General features: G+C 45.9%; 17 protein-coding genes. 3 read left to right on the top strand and 14 right to left on the bottom strand.

All coding sequences use genetic code 11. The features are described from left to right. The first annotated feature begins 240 nt into the window (after nt 1–240). Nucleotides 241–624, top strand: a complete 384-nt coding sequence (locus tag ISALK_RS04860) for a DUF3221 domain-containing protein (protein WP_160719691.1) — start codon at nt 241–243, stop codon at nt 622–624. A 78-nt stretch (nt 625–702) separates the two neighbouring features. On the opposite strand, the gene ISALK_RS04855 is transcribed toward ISALK_RS04860, so the two are convergent. From ISALK_RS04855 to ISALK_RS04790, 14 genes are all read right to left on the bottom strand, one after another. Further along, entirely contained in the window at nt 703–2,064 is a 1,362-nt protein-coding gene (locus tag ISALK_RS04855; protein WP_160719688.1) for an SLC13 family permease, read from the bottom strand. 194 nt (nt 2,065–2,258) lie between these two features. Continuing rightward, complete coding sequence (locus ISALK_RS04850; RefSeq protein WP_160719684.1) at nt 2,259–2,951, bottom strand: hypothetical protein; 693 nt, start codon at nt 2,949–2,951, stop codon at nt 2,259–2,261. A gap of 206 nt (nt 2,952–3,157) precedes the next feature. Continuing rightward, a complete protein-coding gene (locus tag ISALK_RS04845) occupies nt 3,158–3,565 on the bottom strand; it encodes a glycerophosphodiester phosphodiesterase family protein (RefSeq protein ID WP_160719681.1) in 408 nt (135 codons plus the stop codon). A gap of 146 nt (nt 3,566–3,711) precedes the next feature. Beyond that, entirely contained in the window at nt 3,712–4,491 is a 780-nt protein-coding gene (locus ISALK_RS04840) for a SurA N-terminal domain-containing protein (RefSeq protein ID WP_160719679.1), read from the bottom strand. A gap of 122 nt (nt 4,492–4,613) precedes the next feature. Further along, on the bottom strand, nt 4,614–4,991 hold the full coding sequence (locus tag ISALK_RS04835) for a DUF1667 domain-containing protein (RefSeq protein WP_160719675.1): 378 nt from the start codon (nt 4,989–4,991) through the stop codon (nt 4,614–4,616). Continuing rightward, complete coding sequence (locus tag ISALK_RS04830) at nt 4,984–6,237, bottom strand: NAD(P)/FAD-dependent oxidoreductase (RefSeq protein WP_160719671.1); 1,254 nt, start codon at nt 6,235–6,237, stop codon at nt 4,984–4,986. Before ISALK_RS04830 ends, ISALK_RS04835 begins: the two co-directional genes overlap by 8 nt. Beyond that, nucleotides 6,234–7,673 (bottom strand): NAD(P)/FAD-dependent oxidoreductase, encoded by a 1,440-nt coding sequence (locus ISALK_RS04825; protein WP_160719667.1) that lies wholly within the window; start codon nt 7,671–7,673, stop codon nt 6,234–6,236. Before ISALK_RS04825 ends, ISALK_RS04830 begins: the two co-directional genes overlap by 4 nt. Nucleotides 7,674–7,723: 50 nt before the next feature. Then, the gene (gene glpK / locus ISALK_RS04820; protein ID WP_160719665.1) at nt 7,724–9,220 is read right to left on the bottom strand and encodes a glycerol kinase GlpK; all 1,497 of its coding nucleotides are present in this window, start codon (nt 9,218–9,220) and stop codon (nt 7,724–7,726) included. A gap of 277 nt (nt 9,221–9,497) precedes the next feature. Further along, entirely contained in the window at nt 9,498–10,280 is a 783-nt protein-coding gene (heR, locus tag ISALK_RS04815; RefSeq protein ID WP_160719663.1) for a heliorhodopsin HeR, read from the bottom strand. A gap of 293 nt (nt 10,281–10,573) precedes the next feature. Next, nucleotides 10,574–11,362, bottom strand: a complete 789-nt coding sequence (locus ISALK_RS04810; protein WP_160719661.1) for a hypothetical protein — start codon at nt 11,360–11,362, stop codon at nt 10,574–10,576. A gap of 241 nt (nt 11,363–11,603) precedes the next feature. Further along, nucleotides 11,604–12,095 (bottom strand): DUF302 domain-containing protein, encoded by a 492-nt coding sequence (locus ISALK_RS04805; protein WP_160719659.1) that lies wholly within the window; start codon nt 12,093–12,095, stop codon nt 11,604–11,606. 80 nt (nt 12,096–12,175) lie between these two features. Beyond that, a complete protein-coding gene (locus ISALK_RS04800) occupies nt 12,176–12,841 on the bottom strand; it encodes a Crp/Fnr family transcriptional regulator (protein ID WP_160719657.1) in 666 nt (221 codons plus the stop codon). Between the two features lie 85 nt (nt 12,842–12,926). Next, nucleotides 12,927–13,766 carry a pirin family protein gene (locus tag ISALK_RS04795; protein ID WP_160719655.1) on the bottom strand — a complete coding sequence of 280 codons (840 nt, stop codon included), beginning with the start codon at nt 13,764–13,766 and terminating at the stop codon, nt 12,927–12,929. A gap of 265 nt (nt 13,767–14,031) precedes the next feature. After that, nucleotides 14,032–16,161, bottom strand: a complete 2,130-nt coding sequence (locus tag ISALK_RS04790) for an adenosylcobalamin-dependent ribonucleoside-diphosphate reductase (RefSeq protein ID WP_160719653.1) — start codon at nt 16,159–16,161, stop codon at nt 14,032–14,034. Between the two features lie 340 nt (nt 16,162–16,501). Between ISALK_RS04790 and ISALK_RS04785 the strand changes: the two genes are divergently transcribed. Together ISALK_RS04785 and ISALK_RS04780 are read left to right on the top strand one after the other, a co-directional pair. Further along, nucleotides 16,502–17,077: a VanZ family protein gene (locus tag ISALK_RS04785; protein WP_160719651.1), complete on the top strand. Its 576-nt coding sequence runs from the start codon at nt 16,502–16,504 to the stop codon at nt 17,075–17,077. A 53-nt stretch (nt 17,078–17,130) separates the two neighbouring features. Beyond that, a complete protein-coding gene (locus ISALK_RS04780) occupies nt 17,131–18,948 on the top strand; it encodes an alpha-amylase family glycosyl hydrolase (RefSeq protein ID WP_160719649.1) in 1,818 nt (605 codons plus the stop codon). Nucleotides 18,949–18,968 lie beyond the last annotated feature (20 nt).

Here is an 18,968-nt window from a genome sequence, read left to right as displayed (position 1 = left end):
ATTTATAATACCACAGCGGTGCTGCTGTATCAAAAATTTCCTTCGTCATTATTTGACATTCCAACTCTTTTTCATATACTATATGTCTTTTCCCTGCAAATCGGAACATTTTCTTTAACATTATCGTCTTATGGGTATCAAGTTGGTAAAGGCCCTTTGGTAAAAGCCCTTTGGCAACAACCAGGGTTAACCGTAACCGGACATGAACGAGACACGAAAATTCAAGAAAGGAGAATCTTTATGTTTAATCCTTTATTTAACCGTCGCAAACTAAAACTTTTATCTGTTGCTTTATTCCTTGTGGTGTTTACCGCTTCCTGCGGAACCTCCCTGGATCCCACCGTCCGAAGTCAGGAAGGCTACATTGTGGATATTACCGAAGAGCGGATCTACGTGATCAGTCATGTTGACCGGGAAGATATCGGCGAACTGTCTGAAGAAGAACTGTTGGAAAAAAGCGTAGAAGCCTCCGATGACCGGGACCTGATTGCGGTTTGGTATAACGTAAACGATGTAGAGGACTACGCAGTAGGACAATACGTGGAGGTTCGTTCCCGGGAAGTCATGGACAGCTTCCCCCAACAGGCGGATGCCGCAGGGATAACCATCCTTGATGAGCCCTAAACTCCGGCGATTCATTCCTCTTATTCCTTTCAAGTTATGGTAAACATTCGCTCTACTGTATGGCTACGAATTATTAGTTTACAGTAAACCGATAATGCGCCACCAAATATAATAGACCCCCAGCAGAACCACGGGCATCAAAAGGGTGAGTCCCACACCATATCGGCTAACCAGTCTGCTGCCAAATAAACCTTTTCCGTTTCCAATTAATAGGATTACATTATGGAAGGGTAGTAAATAATGGGTGGATACGGAAACATGTATGACAAAAACAAGTCCCAAGGCAGGTATTACGCCTTCACCGATCAGCATCAGGCCGGGAACTACCACGGAAAGGGTTGTGATGTTACTCCCGAGAATCATATGCATGACCATGGAGATCACCATAATAACTAAAAGATATAGGACACCGAATTCCTCCGGTAGCAAACCTTTCAAGGGCAACAACAGGATTTCCGCCACACCGCTGTTGGTCATAACCGCCCCGATGGAAAAGGCGGCGGTGATAAAAATCAAAAGCTCAAAATTCACGGCTCCTACACCCCTTTTCTTAATCAAGCCCACCAAGGCCAGCATTGCCGTTCCGAAAACAATTACCGCCGGGGATCCCATGCCGTGAAAGGGCTCCGCCATCCAAAGAAAAACCACAGCGAGAATCAGCCGGAGGTTTCTTTTATCCTTTTTTGTCAGGTAGGTTTCTTGATAAGGGTGTTTTAACGTTTTTTCGGTTACGGGATAGGTCAACAGCACTTGCTTAAACAGTATGTAAAACAGCAAATAGGTCAAACCGATAAAGATCAGCGTGGGCACCGTCATGATTCGGATCCATAAACCTTCGGAAATTTCAATGCCAGCAATGGCAATCAAAGCATTGTTCAAGATGATATCCCCTCGAAGGAACATCATGTTTACCACAATGGCTGCGGCAAAGGTAAAAAGCATTAATACCTCAATCAGGTCCTGACCAAGCTTTCGCCCTTGGAAAAACCCTTTTAGTATGGTCCCGAGGATAATAATTCTGGCAAAGGGCTGGGGGATTACAAAAATCAACAAAACATTCAGTCCGATGATCATCCAAAGCAAGGAGCGAATTTCCTTACCCCCTTTTTCCAACGCGGGTTCTATTATTTTCTCCGGTAGTCCACTGTTCATAATCCCTTCGGTGAATATAAAGGAAAATAAAACCAATACAAAATTCTCCGACAAGGGAAACCGAAAAATTTCTACCAGGGGTGTACTCCCCCAAAATGAAAACACCGTCAACAAAAATAGAGATGCCACGGATTTTTTTACGATGCCCGTTGCCCACCATGTGACGGTTAACACTAGAGCCGATAAAACAACCCCCTGATTCGAATCCATTTGCAGCGGCGGGAAAAAAAACAGGATTCCGGGAAGTAAAAAACTTAGTCCCAATTTAAGGATCTGATTATTTCTCATAAGTATCCCAGCCTTCTCGGTATGATATAGTAATTAATTCTACATTGTCTTCCCGAAATCCTTTAAAAAACAAGAAATTATTGAACACCCAAGAATTTCGATGTTGGAGAAAGGGCTTTAAAAAAAGTATTCTCGCTGAAATACAATAAAAAAAGCCCTGAAGATCCCCGAGGATCCCTTAAGGACTTTGGTGTTTAATTCATTTCAAAAAAATAGATGGATTGTACCACGCCTTCGAAAATTTCATAGGCCACCCCTGCAAATCCGGTACCCTCGGCATAACGGATTTCTGTGATCTCTCCGTCCTCCAAATGGTGTATCGCCCCCATATGGGCACCGTAGTACTCGGTTTCATCACCCCAGTAGACCTGTCCCTGTTCCCCTAAAACAGCTTCCTTCTCCGGAAGAGGATAGGCTAACAACACTTCACCGGCACTTTGTCCCACGTAAGTTCCCCTAGGTCCTGTGAATTCCGGACTTCTTATATAATAACCTGTGGCATAAACGCCATGATCATAATCGTTGATTTGGATGATCAGTCCGTCGTATTCCAAAATATACATCTGATAGGCAAAGAGGTCTTCCACTTTTTCATTGGGAGAACCGAATAAATCCAGCACGGCCTCTTCTTCCATCATCAAACGGTAATCAATCTCCCGGTAGAGGTCTTCATAGGATAGTCGGCGGTCTGTGTATCTTCGATGTTCCAACAACCGTTCAAAGGAAGACTCCCTAAAGTAAACCCAATTACTTGGATCTTTAATAAGAACCTCTATTTCCGTTTCCTCCGTACCTTCCGGCTTTTCCTCTTCACCTCTTCTACAACCGCTAAAAAAGATCATCGTGAGAATTACCATGAGGAGTACCCATCTATTTTTATTAATCATTATTCTCTCCCCCCGGCTTAAAGAACCATCTATTATTGCTGTTTTATGTATTTATACCAATATTCCACACCTTCCAATCAAATATTGATGTAATTCCAGGGTTTTCAAAGAAAATAAGTCGCTGTGCCCAGGCTGAAAATTTTCCGGAAAAGAACCTGTGTATTTATCCTCATTCGGGATAAAAACACAGGCATAGTGTCTTGATTTTATTCATTTCCCCGTCCCATAATCTCGCGAACCCGCAGAGGATAATCCGTAATAATTCCTTTAATATCATATTGCAATACTTCCCGGATCGACCCTTCAGAATTTACGGTCCAGACAAAGAGATCTTTATCTTCTTGTTTAACTTTTTTTACCAGTTCATCACTAAGCATACCCTTATAAACCGTTAAGTAATCCACATCCAGAGAAGCTATATCTCCCAGGGCAAAATACAGAATTTGAGCGGTCATAATATCCGGATAAGTGCCCCAAGTGAACCGGCTGATGAAATTCGTGGCAAGAACGGATAATCCTCCGCTTCCCAGGGTCAATGCGACCAGAGTGATTACCGGGTGAAGCTGAAGCTCTAAAGCGATCAAGTACTCCGTTATAATAAATAAAAAGAGCATATTTTGTCTGTTTTTAGTCTTGGCCAAAGGATAACAGACAAATGTATCATTGATATTACAATCACTAAAAAAAACACCTTTCCGGTTTCCCAAGAGGGATCCGAAAAGGCGGTTCAGTTATTTCTTATTGATTTTTCTCTGTTTAATTATTGATACAGTCTGTCGATATCAGCTTCCGCCATCAACTCTTCAACGTATTCCATCTGCTTTTCCTGGATCTGTTGTTGTTGAAGCTGTTCGGTAATCTGGTCTTCCACATCTTCATAGGGGACCTCTTCTTGTCCTTGCTCTTCCCAGCTTTCCTGAAGTTGTGCATAATAGGCTTCCTTTTCTTCTTCCGTAACTTCAATATTGTCTAAGTCCAGGTTCCGACTCATGAGATTTTCAATCATCAGGTTCTCGTAAAGGAATTCCCGTAAAGAGTCATCGGTAAGACCTTCCGCTTCCATGGCCTGTTCTAGACCTTCTTCGCCATCAAATTGTACTTTCAGCTCTTCAACATTCTCTTCTACGTCTTCATCGGTAACTTCAATATCTTGGTCTTCGGCTTCCTGCAACATTACGTGTTGGGTAATTATAGACTCTACAGCCTGTTGCTGAAGCTGAGGGATCATAACCGCTGCATCTTCATCGTCAAAATCCATACCATACTGAGTTTCTGCCATTTCCTTGCTTCGTTCAAACTCCTCTTCAAACTCAGCAAAGGTTATTTCATCATCGTTCACTCGAAGGAAAACATCGGACTCTTCAAAATCATCCATATCTATTTCTTCCTGTTGCATTTCCCCAAGAGCATCTTCACTTTGAGCTGTGCCTTCATCGTTTTCTCCATTGTCTCCGTTTTCCACTTCTCCATCACCGCAGGCGGTCAGTACAAATAGTCCCACCAAAGCTAACGCTAACATTGTAATAATTTTTTTCTTCAACATAAAACCTCCTATAGATTGTGCTTCTAGTTTGTGTTAATAATATCTTGTTGCATAGTGTAGTATCTATAGAGAGGTTTGTCAAGTATTAAAACACCTTTATTCCCGTGCTGACTATCAACTTACAACTCCTTCAAAGGAAGGTCACGGGTTGCCACAATGTTTACCCCTGTATCCTGAAAATCCTCCATCAGAATCTGCCCCATCTTAACCGGCGCCTCCACAAAAGCCCGGTCGATCGCCTTCATTAATTCGAAGATCTTCCCTTTGGGCAGGGGGCGGTCCGTCTTTACGGGAACTAAGGGGAGAAAGCCGCCCTTGACGGTAAAGGTGGTGGTAATAATCCTTCTGGGGTCTTTGAGCTCTTGTTCTCCGTATTCCAATCCTTTTTTGCATTTATAGCCTTCAATCATATACTTGTCTTCCTCCATGGTAATTTCCAGCTTGCAGCCCATGGGGCAGGCAATGCAGGTAATTTCCTTTTCCACAAATTTAGTCATTTTCTTCACCTTCGATCTCTACGATAATCTCTCCTGTCAGGGAGCTCAAATCCTCCGGACTCAGGTTGATCTGTACCATTTCCGAGGGAACGATCAAGCGCTCTCTTTTTTCCTTTACGATTCGCTCCCCCTCCTTTACCTTCACCCGGGCCTTTTTATAGATCACATCACTTCGTAAAAACAGGGTGACGCCGTCGGGATCCTCCAACATAATCCGATGGGGCAGGGTATAGGTAACCCCTTTTCCCGGGTTTGTGAGCACTTCTTTGCCCCGGGGCAGGGCTCCCGCCGCAAAGCGGGCGGCGTTTCTTCCGGCGATGCGGCTTTCCTCGGTGACAAAATCCACAATATCATGGACATGGAGCACATTGCCGCAGGAAAAGATTCCCGGCACATCGGTTTCCATGGTACTTTTGACCACGGCTCCCTTGGTTCTAGGATCCAGGGAAACCCGGGCTTTCTCCGACAATTCATTTTCCGGTATCAGTCCCACGGAAAGCAACAACGTATCGCAGGATATGGTTTGCTGAGTCCCTTCGATGGGCTGCCACTGCTCATCAATTTTGCTGATACGCACCCCTTCGATGCGGTCCTTACCATGAACTTCTTCGATCTGATGACGCAGAAGCAGGGGAATATCGTAATCCTCCAGGCACTGGGCAATGTTTCGATAAAGTCCGCTGGAATGGGGCATCACTTCCACTACGGCCATGACCTTGGCCCCCTCTAAGGTCATTCTCCGGGCCATGATCAGGCCGATGTCACCGGAACCGTAAATCACCACTTCCTTGCCCACCTGGTAGCCTTCCATATTTAAAATCCGCTGGGCCATCCCTGCATTATAAACCCCTGCGGGCCGGTAGCCCTGAAGATCAATGGCGCCCGAGGTTCGCTCCCGACAGCCCATGGCAAGGACCACGGCTTTCCCTCGAATTTCTTGGATTCCCTCGTCTCCCAGGACCGTCACCCTACGATCCTCCGTTACGTCCAGCACCATGGTATTCAGATGCACCTCGATGTCTTCCCCCTTCACTTGGTTAATAAATCGCTGGGCATACTCGGGACCGGTGAGCTCCTCCTTGAATTCCTGGAGTCCGAAACCGTTATGGATACACTGATTAAGAATACCGCCCAGTTCCCGGTCCCGCTCCAGCACCACAACGGACGTTGCTCCGGCTTTTTTCGCCTCTAGGGCCGCTCCAAGGCCGGCGGGACCTCCTCCGATTACAATTACGTCCTTCATCATTTTAATGCTCCTTTCAACTTCCCGCTCAGCAGTTTGGAATCCGTGCCTTCTTTACGAATCTCCTCCATGGGAATTTGAAGCTCCCGGGATAAAATCTCCAACACCCGGGGGCCGCAGAATCCCCCCTGGCAGCGACCGGATCCCGGTCGTACCCTTCGTTTAATCCCGTCCAGGGTGGTGGCCCCTCCCCGTCGGTGGATGGCCTCCAGGATTTCTCCTTCGGTGATCATCTCACAGCGGCAGATAATCTTTTTATACCGGGGATTCGCCTTCAAAAGCCCCTCTTTTTCCCCGTTGCTCAAGGCCTCAAAGTGGGGAATGGCTCTACGCTTTTCGATAAAGTTCTGCTTTTTTTCCAGGGACAGCCTTTCTTGGATTTCCCCTACCACCATTTCTCCTATGGCCGGTGCCGAAGCCAGTCCTGGGCTGTCAATGCCGATTAAATGCATGAGCCCCTTTGCAGTCTTAGAGGGTTCTATGATAAAATCGCTCCCTTCAACGGAGGCTCGTATTCCCGAGAATATTCGAATGCTCTCCCTCAAGGGAACCTTCGGTACGGCTTTGCTTGCGGAGCGGTCCACTTTTTCGATACCCGCCTTAGTTGTCCGGGTATCTTCCGGACTGTCAATACCGTCGGAGGTGGGCCCTACAATGATGTTTCCGTGGACCGTCGGGGCCACCAACACCCCTTTTCCGTCGGGGGTCGGGGTTTGAAAAATCACATGGGAGACCGTATCCCCTGCTTTTCGGTCCAGAATCCGGTATTCCCCTCGATTTGGAGTGATTTTATAGTTCCGGTCCCCTATCATTTCAGCGATCCTGTCGGAATGTACCCCGGCGGCATTGATCACCATTTTTCCTTGAAATTCCCCCTGAGGTGTGAAAAGGCTTAACCCTTCCCCGAACTCCTTAATGCCTTTCACCTCGGTATTCACAAAGAGTTCCGTTCCGTTTTCCATGGCATTTTCCAACAGGGCGAAGGTCATATTAAAAGGACAGGTAATCCCGGCGTTTTTCGCATACAAAACCTTCGTAACCTCCGGAGCAATCCCCGGCTCTATTTGTCGGACTTCCTCCCCGGTTAACAATTCCAAGCCTTCCACACCGTTTTTCTTTCCGTTTTCCATTAAGGCCCAAAGTTTTTGCTCTTCTTCCCGGTTAAAGGCCAGCACCATGGAGCCGCAGCGTTGATAGGGAAAGTTAAGCGCCTTGGCAAGACCGGGATACAGCTCAACTCCCCGTTTATTGAGCTTTCCTTTCAGGGTTCCGTGCCGGGCGTCGTATCCTCCATGCACAATGGCACTGTTGGCCTTGGTGGTTCCTTGACATACTTCGGGATTTTTCTCCAGGATGGCCACCCTTCCCTGATATTTCGATAACTCCCGGGCAACGGCGGTTCCAATCACCCCTGCCCCGATAATGATTACATCGTACATTGATTTTCCTCCTTCAGCGGGATCATTTCTTCCAGGATATTTGTGGCGAGCTACTTTTTTTCCCAGCCCGCGGAGCATTCCACGGCCTTGGTCCATTTTCGGTATAATTCTTCCTTTTTTTCCTCTTCCATCTCGGGTATAAACTCCCGGTCCATTTCCCATTTTTCCTTAATTTCATCCAGGTCCTTCCAGAATCCTACGGCAAGGCCGGCTAAGTATGCGGCACCTAAGGCGGTGGTTTCCTCCACGGAGGTTCTTTTTACCGGAACTCCTAAAATATCCGCTTGAAAATCCATCAGGAAATTATTCGCCGAGGCCCCGCCGTCCACTTTCAGGGTCTTCAGCTTAATGCTGGAATCCTCCTCCATAGCGCTGAGGACATCCCGGGTTTGGTAGGCAATGGATTCTAAGGTGGCTCGGACGATATGCTCCCGTTTTACCCCCCGGGTGAGGCCCACGATGGTTCCCCTGGCGTACATATCCCAGTAGGGGGCCCCCAGTCCCGTAAAGGCGGGTACCACATAAACGCCGTTGGTGTCCTCCACCAAATTTGCATAGTACTCACTTTGGGCCGCATCATAAATCAACCGCAGCTCATCCCGTAGCCACTGAATGGAGGCTCCAGCGATGAAAATACTTCCTTCCAGAGCGTAGGTAACCTTACCTTCCCGTCCCCAGGCGATGGTGGTCAGCAGACCGTTCTCCGAGGCAATGGGCTCTTCTCCTGTATTCATCAGCATAAAACAACCGGTGCCGTAGGTGTTCTTTGCCATCCCCGGTTCAAAACAGGCCTGTCCGAACAGGGCCGCCTGCTGGTCCCCTGCATCTCCTGCAATGGGGATTCTCGCCCCGCCAAAGGTTTGTTCATCGGTGTAACCGTAGACTTCACTGGAAGGTTTTACTTCAGGAAGCATGGATTTTGGAATGTCTAGGACCTCTAAGAGTTCCTCGTCCCACTGAAGGGTGTGAATATTAAACAGCATCGTTCGTGAGGCATTGCTGTAGTCCGTAACATGGACCTTTCCCCGGGTGAGATTCCAGATCAGCCAGGTGTCGATGGTACCAAAAAGGAGCTTTCCCGCTTCCGCCTTTTCCCTGGCCCCCTCCACATTGTCCAGGAGCCACTTGATTTTCGTGCCGGAAAAATAAGCATCAATCACCAACCCCGTCTTTTTCCGTACAATATCGGTCATTCCCAAGGCTTTCAAGTCATCACAGATATCCGAGGTCCGTCGGCACTGCCAGACAATGGCATTGTAGATCGGTCTTCCCGTTTCTCTGTCCCATACCACGGTGGTTTCCCGTTGGTTGGTAATTCCGATGGCCGCCACTTCTTCCGGGCGTATGCCATTGACTTCCAACACCTGCCGGGCCATTCCGCTTTGGGTCCCCCAGATTTCCATGGCGTCGTGCTCCACCCATCCGGCCTTCGGGTAAATCTGGGTAAATTCCGTTTGACTGGTACCGACGTTATTTCCCTCTTGGTCAAAAATGATTGCTCTGGAGCTGGTGGTTCCCTGATCTAGGGCCATAATATAATTTTTCAATGAAACTCCTCCTCTATAATAATAATTTGCCTTTCATAAGTCTTACTTTGGTTGATACCCGAACTCAGCGGTAAAGTAACTGATAAGATAGAGACCTTTGGAATCCTCTCTTCCCTTGAAAATTCCCACAAAAAAGGACAAAAAATAAAAGAGCCGCCTCAACGACTCTCCTTTTTTGTCTCCATTGTCCTTGTTTCATTTTAATATGCAATTGTTTATAAAAAGTATATCGGAGGGATGATCAGGTGTCAAGGTGAAATTGAATTATTCAGATATTTTACGGCTGCATTACTCCTGCAAAAGCGATCCATGCCAATACGGATTTGGCCACAAGGCTGAGAATAATGTATCCCCTTTCCCCGTATAAATAATTCTTCCATTTCCCCACTTTTTTATACTGTAAAATCATATTAATGGGGAACAGATTGAAAAATATGAAATAACTTCCCACCAACGCATAAACAAACCAGGGCACCTCGGCAGGATTGGCATTTCCAAAGGCATATAGAAGAATTACGATCCAGGGAACGATACCTGCAAAGCTTCCGAAGATAAAGGGCTTCCAATTGGTTTTTTCCGTATACTGATTGATCTCCTCCATATCCAGACCGAAGAGATTCATGGAAGCATTGGCCGCTACTATTAACAACAGGGCCCCGATGCCATATACTCCGAATAACAGAGCAATCAGGACGATCATTAAGGAGGAGCTCAGCGCATACTCATACCAGCGAAATCGGTTCATTCCCCGATCTAAGTCCCGGTTGTAAATCGGATTACCCCAGGGGCTCACAATAATAAAGTGGGCCGCGGCGGATAGGAATAAAAACAGGGAGACCATAATACCGAAGGGCAGCTCCCCTAACTGATTAGGTTCCGTAACCAAGCGCATCTGGGTTTGATCAAAGGTTAAAAAGTAAGACCATAAGGGAATTCGAAACTCCGCAATCCGGTCGATGAACAGGGCAAATCCCAACATTAGCAATCCTTGAATCAAGTGTAGAAACCCCATAATGGTATTAAATCGTTTTAAGGAAGCATGGGTTATTTCTTTTGACATACAAGCACCTTCTTTCTTTAGTTGTATAAATCAGAATACATTTTTTTTATGTTTTTCAAGATACTTGTATATACCCGCCGAAGGGTTTTTTAAATCAGTCTTCGACCAATTACACCGGACTTTTTGCTATGAACACACGAAAATAAGCAGGACTTTAGTCTTTCGCGGTTTAACTGAAAAAGTTGGACCGTTGGCAACTTTAATTTTCAAGTTGATAATTTCCAAAGGATACTTTTCTATGTAATGTAAAACCCGAAACCTCATTGAAATATAAGGCTCCGGGCAGGGTGAAATTAGTTGCCGAAATCCACGATTTCATAATCATCGGGAATTTCAAAATCCTCTTCCGTCACTTCTCCCACTTTAAGGTTAGATACCTCCATTACATAGTTATCATCAGGATCCGGTCCGGTGCTTTCAATTCTCATGGGGATCCCGTACTCCTGATGAATCCACATTCTTAATTCCACCTCATCATAACTGTCACTGACCACATAGGTGGCTACTCCGTTAATTTCCTCATCTTCGTGATAGGTCAGTCGATCCCAGTCCTCTTCGATCATAAACTCATCGGCCCGGGGCTCATCCTCCGCATCTTCTTCCATAGGAGGCTCCTGATCCGAAGGAAAACGCATAGCCGTCATGGTATCGGGGTCCAGCATATAGTAATATTCATCATCCTGGATACTGATAAAGGTTTGTCCCTCCCACTCTCCTTCGCTGCGAAACATGTCATCCATAATCCACAGTCGAGTGGTAAAGCTATCCATAGCTTCCGATTCCATGGTCATTTCATAGGAAAAGTTCACAGGATAATCCATGGATCCGAAAATACTTTCCAGATCCCGGTCTTCTCCGGACTCCTGGTCTTCATCTCCAGGATCCTCTTCACCGTTTTCACCCTCATCATCGGGTTCTTCTTCACCGGGAGTCTCCGTTTCATCAAGCTCTTCTTCCTCGCCGGTAGTTTCCTCGGTCATTTCCTCATCATTATCTTCTCCGCCGCATCCGTAGAAAGCCAACAGGGGAATCATAATGATAATCATAAGGATTAGTAGTGTTTTTCTTTTCGTTGGTTTCATGATTTTCCTCCTTTGCTTATACTTTATCTTAGAAAATTAACTCGAACATGACCTGGCGTTAACCTTAAGAAAAAACTTCTAGTTGGATACATTAGTATTTATACCCCGGGTTGTTTATCTTCAATCCTTTCTCCTTGTTGATTTTCATTGTGAAAACTTTGTTTTTCACCTTTAATCATAAATTTACCAAAATAAAAGGCCCCAAGGGGCCTTTTAGAATTGATAACCGGTTTTTAAAATTTCACTCTAATACTTTATCCAAAATTTCCTCTGTCTCATCCGCTGCCTGTTGCATAACCTCGTTGATGATGCCTCCGAAGGGTCGTGCCATTAGCTTTGAATTCATTCTTGAAATATAGGTGTTGCCATCGGATTTCTCATAGATGGAAATTCTGCAGGGCATTAAGGGTGACACGATCCGTTCATCGTCTTCTTCCAAAATCATTGCGGAGTACTGGGATGAGCATAATTCGTAGATTTCAATTCTGTCCACTTCAAATCCGTGGCCGTCCAGAATTTCCTGCATATCGTGCATGCCCGCAACGGACCAACCGGCGGCTTCCACTTCATCTTTAAAGCGTTCCACGGTTTCTTCAAAACCATAGGGGCTTTCGTCTTCCATCATCATGGCATTCGGTGCACTTTGGTATAGGGTAAATCCCGTCAACAGTCCTCCAGCCACTAAAGCGATCACTATAAATATAATCGTTTGATTTCGTTGTTTTTTACTCATGGTTCATTCCTCCTCTAAGATGTTTGTTTGTTAATCTGAGTACATCTTATCAGAGAAACTTTTTCTTTACCGTGACTAAATCACAGAGGGAGCTTATTTTTCAGCTTTTTTCGAGAAAGAAGGGTGATTTTCCCCCGGGAAAGCGTGATTACCTCCTCTTCCTGAAAGGTTTTCAACATCCGGCTGATCACTTCCCTGGCGGTGCCGATTTCTGCGGCGATTTTTTCGTGGGTGGTGGCCAGGGTAGTGGAAGAATTATTCAAAAAGTGGTCCTGAAGATATTTTGCCAGGCGCTGTTCAATGGAAAGAAAGGTTACCGCTTCCGTTCGACTCATCAGACTTGAAATTTTACGCAGCAGTCTACGAAGAAAGTATCGTTGAAACTCTATGTTCTCTGACATCAGCTTTTCAAAGTAGTCCACGGGAATGCCTACCAGTTTAGCTTTTTTCTCCACTACGGTTATGGTATTCAATGCTTCCTCTTTCATGATACAGGTTAAAGAAAACAGACAGGCTTCTCCTTTTCTCGCCCGATACAGGGTCATCTCTCTTCCTTCTTCCGACAATTGAAACACACGAAGACTCCCTTCCAAAACAAAATAAACCTTTTGACAGACCACCCCGGCTTCCACAATCACTTTACCCGGATCCCCCTTTAGGATTTCGCTTTGTCGTTGAAACTCCTCTTTTTCTTCCTTATTTAAGATGGTGAAAAAGGGTAATATCTCTTGAAATTCCGCTTCCATAATTTTCTCCTTCTCCGGTAGCCCCTGATTTTTTTTCAGATACCATTATTATTTTATTAGCCGCTGTTTTAAAACGCTCTTTGCTTTAGTAATCAATTTCCTCTTTTAAAAAGGTACCCTGATCTAAATCACTGAAGGCTTGATTCAGTTCTTCTTTGGTATTCATCACAATGGGTCCGCCCCAGGCTACGGGCTCATCCAACAAGGTGGAGCTGACATAAAGTACCTGGGCCCTTTGATCCCTGGCGTTAATCCTCACCTGATCCCCTTCTGTAAGCTTAACCGCAGTTTTTTCCTGAATTTTTTCATCTCCAACCATGGCTTGTCCTGAAAGGGTGAAAAGCATAATTGACCGGTCCTCTTTTGTGTCGATGGTTATGGAGGCACCGGCATCCAAATGGATATCATAGTAATTCAGAGGCAAATACATACTTTGGTAGCCTTTATATTCCTTATATTCTCCTGCTAAAAGACGAAGTTTTCCCTTTTCTAAAGGGATCTCCTGAATCTGATTCCGCTTTATACTGTTATAGGCCGGGGCTATCATTTTATCCTTTGCCGGAAGATTTAGCCAAAGCTGTACCCCCAACAACCGTTCCGATGCCGGCAGTCGCTCTTCATGCATAATTCCGGAGCCCGCTGTCATCCACTGCACTTCTCCGTCTCCGATGGTATCCTCATTTCCCAGGCTGTCCCTATGGGTCATCTGTCCCCGATAAACATAGCTGATGGTTTCAATTCCTCGATGGGGATGTAGGGGAAAACCCTTGGTGTAATCTTCCGGATTAGTACTGTCAAAGGAATCCAGCATTAGAATCGGATCGTAATCGCTGATGGAATCCGGGCCCAAGACTCTTACCAAGCTGACTCCCGCCCCGTCCTTCGTTCGAAATCCCGTTACTTCCTTTTTTACTTTGCGCTCCATACATATTCCCTCCCTGGTTATTTTCCTGCCTTTGATTTTAAATCCAACGGTTGAAAACCGATACCGGTATTACCGTTCAGCATAATAATTTATGTCCTAATGATATATCTACCCCTCTTTCTGAAGAAAAAACGGGGACTTCTTCGGCCTGTTTCGATTCATACCAGAATTTCTGATAAATTCCCGAAGGTTTTAGATCCACGGGCCAATAAAAAAATCAACCACCGTATACATACAGTGATTGATTCCTTTATAAAAAGCTTTGTTAAATCGAGCAGGGGCTGTATCCGCAGTCCTGACACTCAGAGCAACCCCCAGAGCGGTTCAGCTTTCCTCCGCACATAGGGCAGGTGTCGGGATCTTCTTTGATTTGTTCACCGGCTAACAGGTTGATTTCTTCTTGCAACTCTTCAATTCGATTTTTCTTATCCTTTTTGTGATCCGTAATCAGAATTCCGCTTCGAGCGCATCCGTCTCGGTAGATGGTAATGCCTTTTAACCCTCGTTCCCCGGCAAAGAGGTAAAGATCCTCCACCTGCTCCACGGTAAATTCATTTGGCACATTCACCGTAGAGGAAATGCTGGCATCAATGTATTGCTGCCAGGTTGCCTGTACTTCAATCCGCTCTTTATAGTCCAGATTGGAAGTGGTTACGATATGATCCGGCAGATCATCCTCATAGGAAAGGTTGTTGGCATTCATATATTCTTTAACGATGGGGGTAAAAACTTTGTAATAAGTATCTTCATGATGCAAGGATTCGGATTTTCTGGTATAAGCTACCTGGAAAATCGGTTCCACTCCGTTACTACAGCCCACCAAGGTTGCAATGCTTCCTGTTGGAGGAATAGTAAGCAGTTGAGAGTTTCTCAGGCCATGTTCTTCAATCAGCTCCAAAACATCTTCATCGGCATTTTCCTGGAGGAAGGGAGATTTCAGCACCGCTTCCTTGTTGAATCGTGGAAAAGGTCCGTCGGCTTCCGCCATCAAAGCGGATTGTCGTAAGGCTTCATTGATCATAATCCGTCCGATTTGGTGGATCAGGGAAAGGGATTCACTGCTTCCGTAGCGCACTCCCATTTTAATGAACATATCCGCAAGACCCATGATTCCAAGGCCGATTTGTCGGAGATCCCGGGACATTTCCCGTTGCTGCTCTAAGGGATGAAGATTCATATTTTCATCTAGAATTTCATTTAGATAGATCACGCCGTTTCTAACCATTTCCCCAAACTTCTCAAACTCAAACCGGGCATACTTCGTGAAGGGGTGCTTGACAAAACGACTTAAGTTTATGGAGGATAGGTTGCAGCTTCCAAAAGCCGGCAAAGTTTCCTCGGCGCAGGGGTTTACTCCTGCAAATTCAAAGCTTTTATCCTCACTCATCAAGTGCCAGGAATCAATCCGGTCTTTATAGAGGATTCCCGGCTCCGCCATGTTCCAGTTGTTATGAGCCAGTTTGTTGAACAAGTCCTTCGCCCGTACTACTTTTCGGATTTCCTCCCCCGAGGATTCCACCTTGAAGTACAACTCAAAATCCCGGTCTTCCCGTACCGCCTGTAAAAATTCATCGGTTACGTTGACAGAAATGTTGGCAAAGGTCACTTTGTCCTGAATATTTTTCACATTGATAAACTCTTCAATATCCGGGTGATCGCAGTCCAGGTTCAGCATCAAGGCTCCCCTTCGTCCACGCATTCCGATCAGCCCCGTAACCAAGGAGTATAAATCCATAAAGCTTACGGCGCCGGTAGTGGTATTCGCTGCATTATTCACTTTCGCATCCTTCGGTCGAAGGTTGGAAAGGGTCAGGCCTACCCCTCCGCCGTAAGAATAGGTTCTTGCTAAGTACTTTGCCGTATCAAAAATGGATTCGATATTATCCTCCACCTTCGGCATTACGTAACAGTTACTAAGGGTGATTTTTCTGCCCAGTTTATCCAGACCTCGTCCCACCAGAATTCTTCCTGCGGGCATGAATTTTTTATCTTTAATCGCCTTTTTCACAGGACCGTTTTCCACGGCTACCCGGTCTAAGAACTCATCGAAGGTCTCTGCATCGTAGCGGTATTTTTTTTCATAAATGTCCCGCTGCAAATCCGTCATACTCCAACCCTGTTCCCTTAGGATGGCCCGTTCCTGTCGGTATACAATATACTTTCTTGCAACCTCCGGTCTGGATTTCATCAACTGCAGTTCCACATAATCCTGAATTTCCTCAATGTTTACCACATCTTTTCCACTGAAGGCTTCAATGGCCTCTTCCCCGATGGATTTCGCCAAAGCCTCATCCACACCATCTTCCGTTTCATTCATGGCCTTTTTAACCGCCGTGATGATTTTTTCCGCTTCGAAATCTACAATCTTCCCATTCCGTTTTTCAACTCTTAGCATCGCTGTTACCCCTTTCGTTTCTAGTATGAATTATTAATTTTAAATATTATTTCTTCTACGAATTGATCATTTTATCATGGAAACCTTGATATGTAAAATAATCAACAAACCTATATATAGTGTTTTAAAAACTCTATACATACAACATATATATAATTTAGCATAAAATTTAAGTTTTTACAAGAGAGGCGGAAATTATTTTTCACAGTGACTCCAAGGGGATGGAGTTATTCAAGCCAGCTTCAGACAATTTGTTTTTGTGGAAATTCTTCCCTCCCATATAGTATAATGAATAAATATCAACAAAGTTTTTCAGATACATAATTAAAGGGGGATCATCATGAAAAAAGTCGCTTGGTTAACCGTAATCGGTGTTTTAGGTTTCATTTATATCGCATCCTCTATACCTGACCTCCGGGTGCTTCCCGTGCTTCGCCATATTTTAGATTTTACCAGAAGCTTTGATGTGGTTTTTTTAAGGCTCTCGGAATTCATCGCTGCCCGATTGCCGGTAGAGGGCGGGTCCTCTTATTTAGCCCCCATCGATACGGTAATGCAGGACTTCTTATTGTATATCCGAAGAAATCCAGCCATTATCGAATTTTTCCTTCGTAAACTGGCTCATATCATCGTATTCTTCACCCTGACTCTGGTACTTTTCTTTTTGCTTTATCAATATATCTCGAGCAAAGCCCTCAGCCTTTTTCTTTCCTTTACCGGAGGATTTGTCTTTGCCCTTCTCGATGAGATTCGTCAATCCTTTGTGCCCGGCCGTACCGGGTCCCTCTTTGACGTCATGATCAATATGGTAGGGGTCTCCTTAGGAATCCTGGTGATCATCTTTGCCCTGATCATTACCAGCGGGGAGCGCTACCGCTATTTTCGCCCCGAAGGAATCAAAAAAGAGCTGGAATGATTTCACCCCATTCCTAGGAATTACTACTACAAAAACATCAAGGAGGAAAAACCATGCCCAAAAATCATAAACCATTGTTTTTATATGTATTGCTGTTCATCTTTACAATAATTCTTCTGAGCGGTTGTAGCGACTCCGATAGTGAAAGTGCCTCCGAAGATTATCAAGTGATTAATTCCCCGGATTTTTCCTACGACAACGCCACGGTTTATTTTGCCATGACCGACCGATTTTACGACGGCAATTCCGATAATAATCATTCCTACGGCAGAGAGTCGGTGGATGCCCTGGGAAATGACATTGCCACTTTTCACGGTGGGGACTATGCAGGGCTTACGAAGAAGTTGGAAGAGGGTTATTTTCAAGATCTGGGAGTGGACGTTTTATGGGTATCTGCCCCTTATGAACAGGCCCACGGTTATATCGGCGGCGGCAATCGCGGTGATTTTGCCCACTATGGTTTTCACGGCTACTACGCCTTGGATTGGACCATGATGGACCGGAACTTCGGTACCGTGGAGGAGTTTCGCACCTTTATCAACACCGCCCACGAACAGGAAATCCGGGTATTTTTGGATGTGGTGATGAATCACGTAGGCTATCCGAATCTGCAGGATATGCTGGACTATAATTACGGGGGGCTTTCCCCGTCACTTGAGGATCCTAAGGATCTCCTTCCCGGGGAAGGGGAGGATTTTCACAAGTGGACCGAAGCGGTGGACTGGGAGGATCCCGCCGCCTGGGAGAACTGGTGGGGCGACTGGGTGCGGGCGGACCTTCCCGGCTACCATCCCCCCGGAGATACGGTATACACCCAAAACCTTTACGGCCTTCCGGATATTCGAACGGAAGTGGAAAAGGATTTAGGTCTGCCGCCGATTCTTGAAACCAAATGGGAAATCGAAGAGGATTCCGAATACGAGGAGTGGATTGTTCCTGGGGCTTCAGATCTTCGCCGGGACCTTGAAATACCTCCCGCCGATTACATCTCCAAATGGCTGGCGGCCTGGGTGGAGGAGTTCGGCATCAACGGCTTTCGGATTGATACGGCCAAACATGTGGAGATTGAACGCTGGGAAGAGTTGAAGGAACGCAGCAATGAAGCCCTACAGACCTTTCGTTCGGAAAATCCGGAACTGCCCGGCGCGACCTTTGAAGAGGACTTTTTCTTTCTCGGAGAAGTCTGGGGCCATGGCTTAAACCGTAATCATTACTACGACCGGGGTTTTGACGCCTTGATCAACTTTACCTTTCAAGGAGAACGCCGGGACGGTCCCGCTTATGCCCTCGAACGAATGCCGAGGATTTTCGAGAACTATTCCGAAGCCATTAACCGGGTGGAGGACTTTACCGTGCTCAGTTATTTATCCCAACACGACACTTCCCTTTACCCCCGGGACCGTTTGGAGGAGGGCGGCACATATTTAATGCTTCTACCGGGAATGGTTAAAATTTTTTACGGCGACGAAGTGGCCCGGGAAGCCGGAGACGGCGGAAGCGACGCCACCATGGGCACCAGGTCCTCCATGGACTGGGATAATCTCGATGAAGACCTGCTTCATCACTTCCAAAAACTCGGGCAGTTTCGAAGTCGAAACCCCGCTGTGGGCGCCGGGTATCACACTACCCTTAGTACCGAACCCTTTGTTTTCACAAGGGTCTCCCCCGGGAATCATCAACATAACCGGGTGATGGTATCCCTCGGAGAGGAAGGTTCCGTTACCTTACCCGTCGGTGAGCTTTTTGAGGAAGGGGAACTTCTGCGGGAGGCTTATCAAAACAAAGTCTATACCGTTGAAGGCGAAACCCTGGATGTGGATGCCGGCGATAAAGGCATTGTGCTGCTGGAAGTGGTAGAGAAGCTGGAATAAACCAAAGGAATAAACCAAGG

Origin of the sequence: Isachenkonia alkalipeptolytica (assembly GCF_009910325.1) — a bacterium.
GTDB lineage: Bacteria > Bacillota > Clostridia > Peptostreptococcales > T1SED10-28 > Isachenkonia > Isachenkonia alkalipeptolytica.
The sequence above is the reverse complement of the archived record's forward strand: the minus strand, read 5'-3'. Positions and strand labels throughout refer to the sequence as shown.